Source organism: Sphingomonas yunnanensis, from assembly GCF_019898765.1.
GTDB lineage: Bacteria > Pseudomonadota > Alphaproteobacteria > Sphingomonadales > Sphingomonadaceae > Sphingomonas > Sphingomonas yunnanensis.
In genome coordinates this window covers 405,414-421,232 of the sequence record NZ_JAIOKB010000002.1, presented here as the reverse complement: position 1 = coordinate 421,232, position 15,819 = coordinate 405,414, and the positions used below count along the sequence as shown (strand labels likewise).

General features: G+C 72.0%; 11 protein-coding genes. 8 read left to right on the top strand and 3 right to left on the bottom strand.

The annotated features are described in order from the left end of the window. Position 1: 1 nt before the first annotated feature. Positions 2 to 1,759, top strand: a complete 1,758-nt coding sequence (locus K7957_RS08180) for an ABC transporter permease (protein ID WP_223011479.1) — start codon at positions 2 to 4, stop codon at positions 1,757 to 1,759. An 11-nt stretch (positions 1,760 to 1,770) separates the two neighbouring features. Further along, complete coding sequence (locus K7957_RS08175; protein WP_223011478.1) at positions 1,771 to 3,063, top strand: ABC transporter ATP-binding protein; 1,293 nt, start codon at positions 1,771 to 1,773, stop codon at positions 3,061 to 3,063. Between the two features lies 1 nt (position 3,064). Here K7957_RS08175 and K7957_RS08170 read toward each other — a convergent pair whose 3' ends face one another. Then, positions 3,065 to 3,886 (bottom strand): SGNH/GDSL hydrolase family protein, encoded by an 822-nt coding sequence (locus K7957_RS08170; RefSeq protein WP_223011477.1) that lies wholly within the window; start codon positions 3,884 to 3,886, stop codon positions 3,065 to 3,067. Positions 3,887 to 4,161: 275 nt separating this feature from the next. Here K7957_RS08170 and K7957_RS08165 point away from each other — a divergent pair, with 275 nt between their 5' ends. Continuing rightward, positions 4,162 to 5,274: an acyltransferase family protein gene (locus K7957_RS08165; protein ID WP_223011476.1), complete on the top strand. Its 1,113-nt coding sequence runs from the start codon at positions 4,162 to 4,164 to the stop codon at positions 5,272 to 5,274. Positions 5,275 to 5,442: 168 nt separating this feature from the next. Here the strand turns inward: K7957_RS08165 and K7957_RS08160 are convergent, their stop codons facing one another. Beyond that, positions 5,443 to 7,854, bottom strand: coding sequence for a hypothetical protein (locus tag K7957_RS08160; RefSeq protein ID WP_246616840.1), 2,412 nt, complete (start codon positions 7,852 to 7,854; stop codon positions 5,443 to 5,445). A gap of 469 nt (positions 7,855 to 8,323) precedes the next feature. Here K7957_RS08160 and K7957_RS08155 point away from each other — a divergent pair, with 469 nt between their 5' ends. Both K7957_RS08155 and K7957_RS08150 read left to right on the top strand, forming a co-directional pair. Beyond that, positions 8,324 to 8,758 carry a hypothetical protein gene (locus tag K7957_RS08155; RefSeq protein WP_223011475.1) on the top strand — a complete coding sequence of 145 codons (435 nt, stop codon included), beginning with the start codon at positions 8,324 to 8,326 and terminating at the stop codon, positions 8,756 to 8,758. A 28-nt stretch (positions 8,759 to 8,786) separates the two neighbouring features. Next, on the top strand, positions 8,787 to 9,530 hold the full coding sequence (locus K7957_RS08150; protein ID WP_223011474.1) for a hypothetical protein: 744 nt from the start codon (positions 8,787 to 8,789) through the stop codon (positions 9,528 to 9,530). A 106-nt stretch (positions 9,531 to 9,636) separates the two neighbouring features. Here the strand turns inward: K7957_RS08150 and K7957_RS08145 are convergent, their stop codons facing one another. After that, positions 9,637 to 10,257: a hypothetical protein gene (locus K7957_RS08145; RefSeq protein WP_223011473.1), complete on the bottom strand. Its 621-nt coding sequence runs from the start codon at positions 10,255 to 10,257 to the stop codon at positions 9,637 to 9,639. A 182-nt stretch (positions 10,258 to 10,439) separates the two neighbouring features. On the opposite strand from K7957_RS08145, the gene K7957_RS08140 reads away from it, so the two are divergent. The 3 genes from K7957_RS08140 to K7957_RS08130 are packed head-to-tail and all read left to right on the top strand — an operon-like array spanning position 10,440 to position 15,754. Further along, positions 10,440 to 11,984, top strand: a complete 1,545-nt coding sequence (locus tag K7957_RS08140) for an NAD(P)/FAD-dependent oxidoreductase (protein WP_223011785.1) — start codon at positions 10,440 to 10,442, stop codon at positions 11,982 to 11,984. 4 nt (positions 11,985 to 11,988) lie between these two features. After that, positions 11,989 to 14,025, top strand: coding sequence for a hypothetical protein (locus K7957_RS08135; protein WP_223011472.1), 2,037 nt, complete (start codon positions 11,989 to 11,991; stop codon positions 14,023 to 14,025). Between the two features lie 10 nt (positions 14,026 to 14,035). Next, entirely contained in the window at positions 14,036 to 15,754 is a 1,719-nt protein-coding gene (locus K7957_RS08130) for a hypothetical protein (protein WP_246616839.1), read from the top strand. Positions 15,755 to 15,819 lie beyond the last annotated feature (65 nt).

The window sequence follows — 15,819 nt, the reverse complement described above, 5'->3', positions numbered from 1 at the left end:
GATGCTCTCCCGCCCGCTCGGCCGCGCCGCGACGCCGCCGGGGACCCGCCGCGTCGCGCTCGGTTGGCCCGATCTCGCGCTCTTCGCGCTGCTCGCCGGGCTCGGCGCCGCGGTGGCGGCGGGCGCGCACGACGCCGTGGAGCCGCTGCGCCGCCTCCAGCTCGAGCCGATCACGCTCGATCCACGCGCGCTGCCCTATTACGCGCTGCTCACCACGCTGCGGCTGTTCGCCGCGCTGGCGGCGTCGCTGGTGTTCAGCGTGGTGGTCGCCACCGCTGCCGCCAAGAGCCGCCGCGCCGAGCTGGTGATCGTCCCCGCGCTCGACATCCTCCAGTCGGTGCCGGTGCTGGGCTTTCTTACCTTCACCGTCACCGCCTTCATGGGGCTGTTCCCGGGCAGCCGACTCGGGGTGGAGTGCGCCGCGATCTTCGCGATCTTCACCAGCCAGGCGTGGAACATCGCGCTGAGCCTCTACCAGTCGCTGCGCCAGGTGCCCGACGACCTGGCCGAGGTGGCGCGCGGCTTCGGCCTGTCGCCGCTGCGCCGGCTGCTGCGCGTCGAGCTGCCGTTCGCCGCGCCGGGGCTGGTGTGGAACGCGATGCTGTCGATGTCGGGCGGCTGGTTCTTCGTCGTCGCGTCGGAGGCGATCAGCGTCGGGCGGACTCAGGTGATGCTGCCCGGCATCGGCTCCTGGCTGGGAGTGGCGATCGAGCGGCGCGATCTCGGCGCGGTCGCGCTGGCGGTGGCGACCATGGCGGCGGTGATCCTGCTCTACGACCAGCTCGTGTTCCGCCCCGCGATCGCCTGGGCCGATCGCTTCCGCGTCGAGCAGACCGCGAGCGTCGCGCCGCCGCGTTCCTGGCTGTTCGATGTGCTGCGGCGCGCGCGGCTGCTCCCCGCGCTGGTGGCGCCGTGGCGTGCGCTGACGGCCGCGGTGCTGCTGCTCGATCCGGCGCCGCGCGGCGCTCCCCAGCACCGGGCGTTCGACGCGCGCGACGCCGCCGAACGGCGCGCGGCACGGTCGCAGCGAGTCTGGCAGGTCGCGGTGGCGCTCGCCGCGGCGGGTGCGGCGCTGCTGGCGGTGCGCTATCTGGCGGCGCGGCTGAGCCTCGCCGACGCGCTGCTGGTGGTGCGGCTCGCGCTCTACACGCTGGTGCGCGTGGCGGTGCTGATCGTCGCGGCGAGCCTGGTCTGGGTGCCGGTGGGCGTGTGGATCGGGCTCCACCCGCGCTGGACCGCCCGCGCGCAGCCGGTGGCGCAGTTCCTCGCGGCCTTCCCCGCCAACGTGCTGTTCCCCGTCGCGGTGGTGCTGATCGTGCACTGGCACGCCGACCCGGATATCTGGCTGACCCCGCTGATCGGGCTCGGCACGCAATGGTACATCCTGTTCAACGTGATCGCGGGCGCGAGCGCGATCCCGAGCGACCTGCGCGAGGCGGGGCGGCTGTTCGGGCTCAGGGGCTGGGCATGGTGGCGGCGGCTGATCCTGCCCGCGATCTTCCCCTCCTACGTGACCGGCGCGCTGACCGCGAGCGGCGGCTCGTGGAACGCCAGCATCGTCGCCGAGGCGGTGAGCTGGGGCCACACGCGGCTGACCGCGGCGGGGCTGGGCAGCTATATCGCCGAGGCCACCGCGGCGGGCGACGAGGCGCGCGTGCTGCTCGGCATCCTGGTGATGTCGGCGCTGGTGATCGCGATCAACCGGGCGCTGTTCCGCCCGCTCTATCGGCTGGCCGAGCGCCGGCTGCGGCTGTCGTGAAGGAGGCGCGCATGGCGCAGCACAACCCACCGCTCGTCATCGTCGAGGCATTGAGCCACCGCTACGGCGGCAGCGAGGGGCCGCCGATCCTCGACGACGTGGCGCTCACGGTGCACGAGCGCGAGGTGGTGGCGCTGCTCGGCCGCTCCGGCTCGGGCAAGTCGACGCTGCTGCGCTCGATCGCTGGGCTGGTGACACCCGACTCCGGGACGTTGCGCTTCATGCCGGCCGCGGACGGGCGCGCGCGCTCGGTGGCGATGGTGTTCCAGTCGTTCGCGCTGATGCCGTGGCTGACCGTGCTGCAGAACGTCGAGCTCGGGCTCGAGGCCAAGAAGGTACCCGCGGCCGAGCGGCGTCGACGCGCGCTCGCCGCGATCGACCTGATCGGGCTCGACGGCTTCGAGAACGCCTTCCCGCGCGAGCTGTCGGGGGGCATGCGCCAGCGCGTCGGGCTCGCGCGCGCCCTGGTGGTGGAGCCGTCGCTGCTGCTGATGGACGAGCCCTTCTCCGCGCTCGACGTGCTCACCGCCGAGACGCTGCGCAGCGACCTGATCGAATGGTGGGGCGACGGGCGGCTGGGCATCGCCGCGGTGCTGATCGTCACGCACAATATCGAGGAGGCGGTGCTGATGAGCGACCGCGTGCTGGTGCTCTCCTCCAATCCGGGGCGCATCGTCGCCGAGTTCCGCATCGACCTGCCGCAGCCGCGCGACCGGCTCGATCCCGCGTTCCGCGATCTGGTCGAGCGGATCTACGCGCGCATGACCCAGCGCGCCGCGCCCGCGCCGGAGGAGGCGCACGCGCCCGCGCCGGCGCTCGGCCGGCCGCTCGCGCCGGTGTCGGTCACCGCGCTCGCCGGGCTGATCGAGGAGGTGGAGGCGGCGCCGTTCGACGGCCGCGCCCCGCTGGCGGACCTGGGCGACACGCTCCAGCTCGAGGTCGACGAGCTGTTCCCGATCGTCGAGACGCTGCAGCAGCTCGGCTTCGTCGCGCTGGCGGAGGGCGAGGTGACGCTCACCGCCGCGGGCGCGGCCTTCGCGCAGGAGGACGTGGACCAGCGCAAGGCGATGTTCCGCGCGGCGCTGCTGGCGCACGTCCCGCTGGCGGGCGCGATCCGCGCCGCGCTCGACACCCGCGCGGGCCACCAGGCGCCGGCGCGGCTGTTCCGCGAGGAGCTGGAAGAGGCGCTGTCGCCCGACTTCGCCGACGACACGCTGCGCGCGGTGACGGAATGGGGCCGCTACGCCGAGCTGTTCGCCTATGACGAGGCCGGCGACCTGTTCACACTCGACGACCCGGGCTGAGTCACTTCAGCAGCGCGTCGACCGCCTTGGCGTAGATCAGCGCGAGCTTGCCCTGGCCGCCGACGCCGCCGGGCGCGCCGTCGGTGGGGTGGAGGCCGTCCTTGTAGAGCGCCTTGTCGAGCGGCGCGGTGTCCGGCCCCATGACCGGATCGGCGGCGAAATCGATCACCGCGTCGATCTCATGGCCCACCGCGGCGCGGAGCTCGGCGTTGACGATCTGGCGCCGCTCGTTGTGGATGCTGGTATAGTGCGGCTGGTCGGGCATGTTGACCGGCAGCAGCGTGCCCACCGCGACCGTCACCCCCGCCGCCTTGAAGCGCGCGGTGTAGCGGAACAATTGCTCGAGCCAGGCGCGCGCGCCGCTGGCGCCCTGGAGGTCGTTGGCGCCGATCAGCACGGTGAGCAGGCGCGGGTGGAGCGCGATGTCGGCGTCGGCGCGCGCCGCGAGGTCGTTGACGCCCGAGCCGCCGACCGCCTTGCCGTGGAAGGTCACTTTGGGGTGGGACGCGGCGTAGAGGCCGGTGTGGCTGCCGCCCCAGAAGACCGAGATCGAATCGCCCTCGGACAGCACGCCGCTGCCGCTCGCCGCGGGGGCGGTGCTCGGCGCGGGCGTGGGCTCGGCGACCGGCGCCGAGCTCGCGGCGGGGGCGGTCGCTGCGACCGGGGCAGCCGCCGCGACCACCGCGACGGGCGCGGCGAGGGAGGCGGCCGCGGCACTGCTCCCACCACCCCCGCACGCCGAGAGCGAGGCGAAGGCGATCAGCGCGGCGACGCGAGGAAACGGGCGGTTGGCCCTGGCCAGCGGGGTCGACGCGATCGTCATCGGAAGCTCTCTCCTGCGCCGCGCCGCGGCCATAAGACGAAGGGTTATCGGTTCGTGGTTGACGAGAGGTAAATAGCTCGCGCCGAACACGGCTCGATATCGCCGGGGTGAGGCGCCACATATCTGTCCGAAACTGGAGCAGATTGTACATTAAAGCAAATGTAAGCCGCTTCGTGCGACAGCCGGCACGGTGATACGAATCGATCCGCCGTTCGATGGACTCTCCCGTGATCCCATCGGCCGCGCGGGCGATTGTAAGAAGTGGGGGCGACAACTTGGCGAACGGAGACGGCGCGGCCGCCGCGCCGGTGGGACATATCGCGCCACTCGACGGCATCCGCGCCTGCGCGGTGGCGATCGTGATGCTGTCGCACGCCGGGCTCGAGCGGATCGTGCCCGGCGGGCTCGGCGTCTCCGCCTTCTTCTTCCTGTCGGGCTATCTCATCACCACGCTGATGCGGGTCGAGCAGACGCGCACCATGGCGGTGAGCCTGCGCGGCTTCTACGCGCGCCGCGTGCTGCGGATCGTGCCGCCGATGTGGATCACGCTCGGGCTCGGCCTCCTGCTGGTGCTCGCCGGCGTGCTCCCCGCGAGCGGCGGGGCGGGGCTGGATCCGCGCGCGCTGGCGGCGCAGTTCCTGTTCCTCAACAATTACACCGACAGCTTCGGGCTGAGCGGCGCGGTGCCGGGCATGCCGGTCTGGTCGCTCGCGGTGGAGGAGCATTATTACCTCGCCTTCCCGGTGCTGTACGTCGCGGTGCTGCGGCGGCTGCCGAACGCGCGCGCGGCGCAGCTGTGCCTGGCGCTCTGCGTGCTGGTGCTGCTGGTGCGCGGCGCCCACGCGCTCGCCGGCGACCCGCTCGACTCGCTCTATTATTGGTCGCACACGCGGATCGACAGCATCCTCGCGGGCTCGTGCCTGGCGCTCCACCGCAACCCGGTGCTCGACGGCGCCGCCGCGTGGCGGCCGCGCCGGCGTGAGACCGTGCTGGCGGCGGCGCTGCTGCTCGCCACGCTGGCGATCCGCGACGAGCTGTTCCGGCAGACGCTGCGCTACTCGCTCCAGTCGCTCGCCTTCTTCGTGCTGTTCGCGGCGGTGCTGCAGTCGCGCGGCCGCGTCGCGCGCTGGCTCTCCTCGGCGCCGCTGAAGCGGGTGGGCGACTATTCGTACAGCCTTTACCTGTCGCACCTGCTGCTGCTGACGCTGGTGATGGCGCTGAGTGGGATGGGCCGCGGCGCCGCGGCGCTGGTCGCCTATCCGCTCGCCTTCGTCTACGCCGCGGCGATGTATCGCTGGGTCGACCAGCCGCTGGCGCAGGTGCGCCGCGCGCTGCACCGCGGCGGCTATCGGCTGCGGCCGACGGCGGCCCGCGCCGTGGCGGTGTGAGGGGCGATGGGTGAGGAACACCGTCCAATCCGTGACGTCGTCCTGAACTCGTTTCAGGATCCACGGTGCCGCGCACCCCAGCGGTCGCGGGTCCTGAGGAACGGTGGATCCTGAAACAAGGTCAGGATGACGGAGTGGGGCGCAGGGAGCGTGGCGCACCGCCCCCGCTCACTTCGCCTTCTTCGCCGACGCCGCGGGCACCACCAGCCTGACGACGTCGTCGGGCGCGTCGTGGAGCTTGAGGTAGAGCGCGCCGCCGACCGGATGGGGCACCGCCAGCTCGCCGCCGACGAAGCCGAGCGGCACGGTCTGGGACTTCTGGAAGCCGGCCTCGTCCGCCACCTGCGCGATCAGGAACAGCTCCCGGCCGCGCAGCGTGCAGGTGGCGCCGTCGCAGCGCACCTCGGTCAGCTCGGGCAGTCGCACCACGCGCGCCAGCGGCTGCCAGTCGCCGACCAGATCGCCCTGCACCAGCCGCATCTTGAGCGGCCCCGTCGCCGCCGCGCCGAGCGCCTCGCGCGGGGTGAGGCTGGCGACCGCGACGTCGCTGCCGATCAGCTGGAGCTTGCCACTCGCCACGCTGAGCCTGGCGCTGGCGCCGTCGTCGGCGGTCGCCACCTCGATCAGGTCGCCCGCGCTCAGCCGCGTGTTGACCGCGCGCGCCGAGAAAGTGAGCGTCGCCTCGGGCGCGAGCGCGAAGTCGGGCAGCTCGAGCGCGAGCCGGTCGGGCGCCGCGGGCGCGGCGACGCTGCGGCTGACCAGCTCGAGCCGCGGCCGCGGCGGCGTGATCGTGGCGCGCACCGCGGTGGTGCGCCCGTCCTTGAGCGTCACCTTGGCGTCGCTCGTCCCCGTCGGCACCGTCTCGGTACTGGCCTCGGTGGTGAGCGCGAGCCGGTCGCCGCCGCTCATGTCGCGCGACAGCGCGCCAGCGGTGAAGGTCAGGCCCGCCACCTCGAGCGAGGCGACCTGGTCGAGCCGCGCGCCGACCAGCCGTCCCTCCTTGTCGCCGGTGTAGAGCGTGAAGCCCTCCAGCCGGCTCGCCTCGCTCTGGCCCTTGAGCGTCAGCTGTGCCGGCGCGCTGGCGCCGTAATGCGACACCAGCACGGTCAGGTCACCCGGGCGCGCGCGCTGGAGCGGCAGCGTCGCGCCGATCTCGTCGGGGGCGCTGGCCTTCCACTCGACCGGCCTGATCGTGCCCGAGCGATCGCGCAGCGCGACCTGCTCGACGCAGGCGGCGGCGCCGCCGCGCAGCGTCAGCGGCGCGTCGCGGCCGACCACCACCGTGTCGTCGGGGCGCGGCTGCCACGCCGCCGGCGCGCCGTTCTGGAGCGGGAAGCGCGGGCCGGTGAAGCTGTCGAAGCCCCAGCGGCCGGTCAGCACCGCCTCGCCGATCGTGCTGGCGCCGAGCTTCTGCGCGTCGGGCCCGACCACGAGGCCGCCGCGCTCCGCGTCGGCGGTCACCGGCAGCTCGACCGTCCTGCCGTCCGCCAGGGCGAGGCGCAGCGTCAGCGCGCGTGCATAGTCGGTCGCGAACACCAACGGCGCGTCCTCGAGCGGCAGCACCAGCCCGGGCTTGGCGAGGCACACCGCGTCCTTGAGCGCGGCGCGCAGCGGCGGCGGTGCGGCGGCGCCGATCGGGGGCAGCGGCGCGACCAGCACCGACTTGGGATTCTGGAACGAGGGCGGCGTGTTGAGCTGGAGCCGCAGCCGCTCGTTCTGCCCCACCGCCAGCGCGGGCGAATATTGATAGTCGGCGCTGCGGAACACGCCGAACAGCCGCGCGAAGTCGCGCGCCAGCGAGATATACGGGCTGAACTCGCCCGCGCCGCCCTCCTTGGTGGCGGCGAGGCTGTAGGCGAACTGGGTGGTGGTGCCCCCGATCACGTCGATCAGCGAGGCCGCGCCGCCCCCGGTCTGGAGCACCATGCCGTCGCGGTTCTGCGTCAGGCACGAGGCCTGGAGCGCGCGGCTGCGCGCGAGGCAGTCGGCGTTGAGCTTGATCCCGAGCGAGCCGGCGAGCGCGGTGGAGACGGGGACGAGCCGCTCGGGCGCGCTCTCCTCGACGCGCGCGACGCCGTTGACGAAGGTCTCGAGCCGGGCGCGGTCGAGCGAGGCCTGGTAGAGGTCCTGCGCGGCGCGGACGAACACGCCGGGGCGCCCGCGCACCGCCTTGACCAGCGCGTTGTAGCCGCCACCGGTCTCGGGCGCCATCAGCGCGATCGCCTGCTGCGCGCCCTCGGGCACCTTGACGCTGAGCGTCGCTTTCTTGGGGTTCCAGGTCTCGGCCTCGTAGAACCAGTTCTTGGGCGGCGGGTTGGTCGCGCCGCGCAGGAAGACGAGGACGAGCAGGTAGCGCGCCGCCTGGTCGGCCGGCAGGTCCGCCTTGAGCTCGAGCTGGTCGCCGACGCGTAAGGAGGGCACCTGGCCGATCGGCAGCGTCACCTTCGCGCGCGTGATCGACATGGTCAGCGCCGGGCCGGCGAGATCGAAGCTGTTGCCCTGCGCGCTCGCCGCCCCAGGCGACAGGAGGAGCGAGGCGAGCGCCAGCAGCGCCGGCAATCGTTGGAGAAGAAGCCGCATCACCCCTCGCTATAGCCCAGCCGCGCGCGCCCGCGCCACCGCCGCCGTGGGTGGCGCGCGATCTGGGCGAGGATGCGGCGGCGCGGTGGGGATGGTGGGGCGGGCGGGCGCGGGCGGGCGCGAACGTTGAGTGATGTTGGAGCGAATGTTGCGAATGTTGAGCCGCTGGCGCGGTCGCGCATGGGTCGGGGCGGGGGCGGCGGGAACGGCACGGCGCTATCTTAGCCGGGGGCGGGCGACGTAGGACAGCGGGCGAGCGCGCGGTAGCGGCGCGCCCGCGTCTCGCCGTATTGAGGCAACGAGACGTGATAGTCGTGGTGAAAGTTGGCGGCCACAACGTTGATTACGGGATAGTTATAGCGGCTCTACTTATAATCAAACACTTGCTATAGTTCGTTGGACCTGCGTGCAATACATAAGATAACTGCTGAAACGCCGGCGTCTATGCCGGTGATAGGAGGATTGATCAATGCGGAAGTTCGGCCTGTGCGTCTTGGTGGCGGCCTCGATCGCGAGCGTACCCGCGTCCGCGGCGAAGGTCTCGATGACGTTCAAGAACTTGGGTAACAAGGAAATATCTGTAGCTAAGACTAGTTTCTGCGGCACGCTTTCTCCCACGCCTAAGTCGATCAATCCAGGGGGAACATCGGAGGTGTCGAGCACTGATTGCGGAAGTACGGTCTCGTCCGCCTATGTCGATTACAAGAATGGCGTGGATACCTGTCGCTTCGTGATCAGCACGATCTACACAAATCCCAACTCGATCACGGGCGCGGCCGGCTACTGGACCGGCACGGCAAACGCAACCGCGAACTCGGGGTCGCCAACCTGCAAGGTGGAGTCGAGGGACACGTCTACCACGGCGACAACTGGCGATTTCGGCGCCGTCTTTTCGATGAAGTAACAGCGTCCATCAGCGAACGGAGGCAACAATGCAAATCTTAGCGACACACAGCAGCACGGCAAGCGCGATACCGGCGTCGCCGGCGCTTGGTTCGGTTCGTCACGATGGCGTGAAGACGACAAGTGGAGCATCCGCGACTCAGGCTTCGGCAACGCCGACCGACCAGGAAAGCTTCGCCGACACGGGCAACCGCGCGCGCCAGCTGCTCGACGCCAAATATGCCGAGGCACGCAAGGCCGGCACGCGGATCAAGTATGACATGTCGGAGCAGGGCATCCGCGCCGATTACTCGTCATTCTCCGATCAGGAACTCGCCGCCATCGCGTTGAACCGTAATCACCAGTTCACCGAGACGGAGGCCGGCTGGGCGAGCGGTGAATTCACCGAGCGCACTCGTGTGGCGCTGGAGCCATTCAGCAATGACGTTATGCACCGCTTCGACCGCCGCGGTCAGGCACTTGCGATCAACATGCTGTACAATAGTATGACTTCTGAAGTGCGTGAGGCGCTCGGCTGGGACGAGGCGATGATGGTCTCGAACAACGAGATGCTTACCCGCGATACGAGAGACTTCGGTCCGATCGACCGTCAGTCGGTGGCGCAGCTCGTGCTCGGCACGCGTTCCACCGGTCGTCCGTTGGGGATCGACTTCCTCAACAAGGGGGACAGCTTCAACTTCGACTGGTCGCCGTTGTTCTACACGCCGGCCACCTTCGCGAGGAAGGGCGCGGCACCCGCCGAGAAGTCGAGCAGCGCCGCGTCGAAGCACTGAGCCGCTCGCCGCGGCGGGCGCGTGCCCGTCGCGGCGGTTCGGCAAGCAAGATGGACGCCGGCGCCTCGGCCGATCGCACGGGCGGCGACGATCGCCCGCCGCGGCCTCAGCGTACCCGCGTGAAATAGCGGACGAGCACCCCGCCGTCGGGGTGGTGCGGCGTGGCGCTCGCGACCTGCGTCTGCGCCACCGCCAGCGCCGAGCGGTGCGCGGGGTCGAGCAGGTCTGCGCGCTGGAGCGCCTCCTCCGCGATCCGGCGGTTGCTCGCGCTGGCCTCGGGCGCGACCGCGGCGACCAGCTCGCACAGCGTAGCGCCGCACCGCACCTGCGCGGGCACCTGCGGATCGAGATAGGGGATGGCACGCGTCGCCGCGATGATCGCGCGCTCATTTTCCGTCGCCCAGGGCGCGTCGCGCGGCTCGGCCGCGAGCCGGCGGTGGAAGGTGCCGGTGCTCGCCGCGGGCGGCAGCACCTCGTCCTCGGCGAGCAGATCGGCGAGCAGGGCGTCGCCCGTCGCCGCAGCGGAGGGCGGCGCGACCGGCGCGGAAGACGGCGCGGGCGCCGGCGCCGCGGCGACGGGGAGCGGTACCGACGAGCCGGTGCCCTGCACGACGCGGATCGGCGTGGTCTCCGCGCGCGGCCCGCGGGACGATCCCGCGCCGAGCCAGGCCGCGAGCGCGAGCACTGCCGTCGACGTCGCGGCGATCAGCAGGTGATAGGTTCGCATCCGCTGGCCCTCGCCCGCGCCGATGCGCGGACGGCTCGATCGCACCCGACCCGCGCCGCGCGGTCAAGCCGCCGCTGACCCGCGCTGGACGGGCGCGCGAGCTTCAACGTTAACCACCCCTCAACCAAATTCCGTCATCCCCTCGCCATCACGGGTCACAGGATCGGGCGAGGGTGATGGCGATGATCGGCGCGACTTCTGCGGCACAGGCGGGCGAGGCGGTCGACGTCGCGATCATCGGCGCCGGCCCGGCAGGGCTCACCGCCGCCTATCTGCTCACCCAGGCGGGCTACAGCGTCGCGGTGCTGGAGAAGGACGAGCGCTACGTCGGCGGGATCAGCCGCACCGTCGAGCACCAGGGCTTCCGCTTCGACATCGGCGGCCACCGCTTCTTCTCCAAGTCGAAGGACGTGGTCGATCTCTGGAACGAGATCCTGCCGCACGACTTCATCGAGCGCCCGCGGATGAGCCGCATCTATTACGAGGGCAAGTTCTACAGCTATCCCCTGCGCGCGTTCGAGGCGCTGGGGCATCTCGGCATCGTCCGCTCGACCCTCTGCATGGTCAGTTTCGCCAAGGCGCGGCTGCTGCCGCGGCGTCGCGTGCGCAGCTTCGAGGACTGGACCGTCAACGCTTTCGGCCACAAGCTCTACTCGATCTTCTTCAAGACCTATACCGAGAAGGTATGGGGCATGCCGTGCGACGAGATGAGCGCCGACTGGGCGGCGCAGCGGATCAAGGGCCTGTCGCTCGGCAAGGCGGTGATCGACGGGGTCAAGCGCTCGCTCGGGCTCAACAAGCGCCCCAACGACGGGATGCAGACCAAGACGCTGCTCGAGAATTTCCGCTACCCGCGGCTCGGGCCGGGGATGATGTGGGAAGCGGCGCGCGACCGCGTCGTCGAGCGCGGCGGCACTGTGCGGATGGGCCATTCGCTGCGCCAGCTCCACCACCACGCGGCGAGCGGGCGCTGGACCGTGTCCGCCGACACCGCCGCCGGCATCACCGCGCTCGACGCCGCGCACGTGATCTCCTCGGCGCCGATGCGCGAACTCGCCAGCCGGCTCCACCCGCTGCCCGCGGCGCTGCCCGAGGCGGCCAACCTGAAATATCGCGACTTCCTCACCGTCGCGCTGATGATCCGCTCGCCCGAGTTGTTCCCGGACAATTGGATCTACATCCACGATCCCAAGGTGAAGGTCGGCCGCATCCAGAACTTCCGCTCCTGGTCGCCCGAGATGGTGCCCGATCCCGCGATCGCCTGCGTCGGCCTGGAGTATTTCTGCTTCGAGGGCGACGGGCTGTGGACCTCGAGCGACGAGCAACTGGTCGCGCTGGCGACGCGCGAGATGGCGGCGCTGGGGCTGTGCGACCCGTCGCACGTCGTCGGCGGCACGGTGGTGCGGCAGGAGAAGGCCTATCCCGTCTACGACGAGGATTACGCGCAGAACGTCGACATGCTGCGGCGCGAGCTGGAGGGCCGCTACCCGACACTCCACTGCGTCGGCCGCAACGGCATGCACCGCTACAACAACCAGGACCACGCGATGATGACCGCGATGCTGACGGTCCGCAACATCCAGGCCGGCGCGCGCGTGTACGACACCTGGGCGGTCAACGAGGACGCGGAATATCACGAGAGCGGGCGCGAGGGCGAGGCCGCGGCGCTCTCCAGCCTGCGCCAGGTGCCCGGGCGGGTCGGCGCGGACGTGCGCCAGGCGGCGTGACGCGATGACCCTGCGGCGGCACCCCGCCGCGCCGGTGCTCGCCGGCTGGCTGCTGACGTCGCTGCTGCTGGTGGCGGCGAGCTGGGACGCGATCCGCGCGCGGCTGTTCCTCGACGCCGACGACGCGATGCGGCTGCTCGAGGTACGCGACTGGCTCGGCGGCCAGGGCTGGTTCGACGTCGCGCAGCACCGGCTCCACCGCGGCGACTTCCCGATGCATTGGTCGCGATTGGTCGATCTGCCGCTGGCGGGCGCGATGCTGGCGCTGCGCCCGCTGCTGGGCGCGGGCGGCGCCGAGCGCGTCGCGCTGGTGCTGGTGCCGCTGCTGACGCTGCTGGCGGTGACCGCGCTGGCGGCGCTGCTGGCGCGGCGGCTGGCCGGGCGCGCGCGCGTGCCCTACGCGGTGCTGCTGGTGGCGCTGGCCTCGCCGCTCCTGTCCCAGCTGCGCCCGCTGCGGATCGACCATCACGGCTGGCAGGTCGCCGCCGCGCTCGCCGCCGCCGCCGCGCTGCTCGCGCCGCCGACGCGGCGCAGCGGCGCACTGGCGGGCGCGGCGCTGGCGGTGCTGCTGACGATCTCGCTCGAGGGGCTGCCGATCGCCGCCGCCACCGCGGCGATCGCCGCGCTCGGCTGGGCGTGGCGACCGGCGCGCGCGGCCATGGTGGTGACGCTCGGCTGGACGCTGGCGGGTGCGGCGAGCGCGCTCCATCTCGCCACGCGCGGGCCGCTCTGGGCACAGCCGGCGTGCGACGCGATCGCGCCCGCGTGGCTGGCGGTGCTGTGGGTCGTCGCGATCGGACTGACGGTGGCGGTAGGGCTGGGGCGGGTGTCGGGGGGCGGCACGGTCACCTCACACCTCCCGTCATCCCGGACGTGGTCCGGGATCCACCGTGCCGCGTCCTCTTCGGCCAAGGAATACGCGGGAGGGTGGGCCCCGGAGCAAGTCCGCGGTGACGGCGAGATCCGCGGCGAAGGAGAGCCAACGCCGCTCCCGTCCCGTGCTCCTGCGCACGCAGGAGCCCAGAGCCGCCACGCGCATCGCTCACCGTCCTGGGTTCCTGCGTTCGCAGGAACACCCACCCAGCTCGCGCTCCGTCTCGTCCTCCTCGCGCTCGCCGGCGCGGCCGCCGCCGCGACATGGCTGCTGCTCGCCCCCGACTGTCTCGCCGGGCCGTTCGCGACGCTGCCGCCGATCGTCTATCGCTGGTGGTATCTCAGCGTACTCGAGGGCCGACCCTTGTGGGACCAGCCGCCCGCGCTCGCCGCCGCGGCGATCGGCCTGCCGCTCGCCGGGCTCGCCGGCACCGCGCTGGCGCTGCGCCGCCTGCCGCCGCGCGCGCTGACCGAGGCCGCGCGCGAGCGCTGGTGGCTCTACCTGCTGCTGCTGCTCGCCGCGACCGCGATCGCCATCTGGGTGAGCCGCGCCGCCGCCACCGCCAACGCGCTCGCGGTGCCCGGCGCCGCGGTGCTGCTGGCGACCTTGCTGGCGCGCGCGCGCGGTCTCGCCGCGCCGCTGCCGCGCACGCTCGCCACGCTCGGCGCGCTCCTGCTCGCCTCGCCCGGCCAGGTCGCCGCCGCCGCGCTGCTGCTCGTGCCCGGGCCGGTCGAGCGCGCGCGCGACGAGGCGCGTCGGCCGAGCTGCGCCGCCGCGACCGACGTGCGCGCGCTCGCCGCGCTGCCGCCGGGCATCGTCTTCGCGCCGCTCGACGTCACCCCCGAGCTGCTGGTGAGCACGCGCCACCGCGCGATCGCGGGCGGCTATCACCGCGGCGCGCGCGCGATGGAGCAGGTGCTGCTCGGTTATACGCTGCCGCCCGCGCGCGCCCGCGCGATCGTGGCGGCGAGCGGCGCCGACTATCTGATCGCCTGCCCCGGCCTGACCGAGCTGGCGCAGTATCGCGCCGCCGCGCCGGACGGCCTGTGGGCGCGGCTGGAGCGCGGTGAGCGGGTCACCTGGCTGGTGCCGATCGCGGTGCGCGGGCCGGTGCTGGCGTGGCGCGTCGCGCGCGACCCCTTGCCCGCGGGGCCCGCGCGCCCTTAAGGCGCTCGCGATGCAGGCAGACCGGCTCCATTGGTGGCAGACGCGGTGGTTCGTGCTCGCCGCGATGGTGGCGGCGTGCGTGCCGCTGCTCTGGCCCGACATCCCTCCGATCGTCGACCTGCCCGGTCACATGGGGCGCTACCGCGTCCAGCTCGACCGCGGCGCGCACCCCTGGCTGACCGACTGGTACCAGTTCCGCTGGTCGCTGATCGGCAACCTGGGCGTCGACCTGCTGATCGAGCCGCTCGCGCCGCTGATCGGGCTGGAGCCGGCGGTCAAGCTGATCATCCTCAGCATCCCCGCGCTCACCGTCGGCGGGCTCCTGTGGATCGCGCGCGAGGTGCACGGGCGCATCCCGCCGACCGCTCTGTTCGCGCTGCCGCTGGCCTATGGCTATCCGTTCCACTTCGGCTTCGTGAACTTCGCGCTGTCGATGGCCTGGGCGCTGTGCCTGTTCGGACTGTGGCTGCGGCTGGCGCGGCTGGGGCGCTTCACGCTGCGCGCGGTGCTGTTCGTGCCGCTGTCGTGCCTGCTGTGGGTGTGCCACACCTTCGGCTGGGGCGTGCTGGGCGTGCTCGCCTTCTCGAGCGAGCTGGTCCGTCAGCACGACCTCCGCAAGGATCGGCCAGGTCAGCAGCGGGCCGGCGGCCACTGGCTGGAGAGCTGGGTCCGCGCCGGGCTGGGCTGCGTGCCGCTGGCGCTGCCGATGGTGCTGATGGTGGCGTGGCGCTCGGGCGCGGACGTCACCGGGCAGACCGCCGACTTCTTCTACTGGCGCACCAAGATCGCCTGGATCGTGATGGCGCTGCGCGACCGCTGGCTGTGGTTCGACGTCGCCAGCGTGGCCGTGATCTACCTCGTGCTGTTCAAGGCGGTGCGCGACCCGCGGATGGGCTATTCGCGCCACCTCGGGCTCTCGGCGCTGCTGATGCTGCTGGTGTACATCCTGCTGCCGCGGATCGTCTTCGGCTCAGCCTATGCCGACATGCGGATGGCGCCCTTCATGATCGCGGTGGCGGTGATCGCGATCCGGCCCAAGCCCGGCGCCGACCTGCGTCATGCCGCTCTGCTCGCCGCGGCGGGGCTGAGCTTCTACGCGGTGCGCCTCGGCGCGACGACCATCAGCTTCGCAAGCTTCGACGCCGACTACGACGCCGAACTCGCGGCGCTGCCGCACGTGCCGATCGGGGCGCGGCTGATCAGCTTCGTCGGGCACAATTGCTCCAACGCGTGGCGCATGTCGCGGCTGGAGCATCTGCCCGCGATCGCGCTGGAGCGGCGGCTGGCCTATACGGACGACCAATGGTCGATGGCGGGGGCGCAGCTGCTCACGGTTCACTATCGCGACGCCGGCCCCTACGCGCACGATCCGACCCAGATCGTCACCTCGGTCAAATGTCCGTACGAATGGTGGCGTCCGGCCAATTACGCGCTGGCGCGCTTCCCGCGCGACGCCTTCGATTATGTCTGGCTGATCCGCCCGCCGGCGTACAACCCGCGCTTCACCGCCGGGCTGGTGCCGGTGTGGCGCTCGCCGTCGAGCAACTCGGTGCTGTTCCGCGTCGACCATGACGCGCCCGCGATCGAGGCGACGGACGAGGAGCTGGGCGTGCCCAAGTGGCTGATCGAGCGGATGCAGCGCCGCCGCGAGCGGCTCGAGCGGCTGCGCGAGCGGCAGGAGCGCGAGCAGGAGCGGCTCGAGCGGCTGCGGGTCGAGCAGGAGCGGTAGGAGGTCGCTCGGGCGACGGATCGCCTATATGAAGGTGAGGAACGCGCCCGTGAATTGATGGGTGC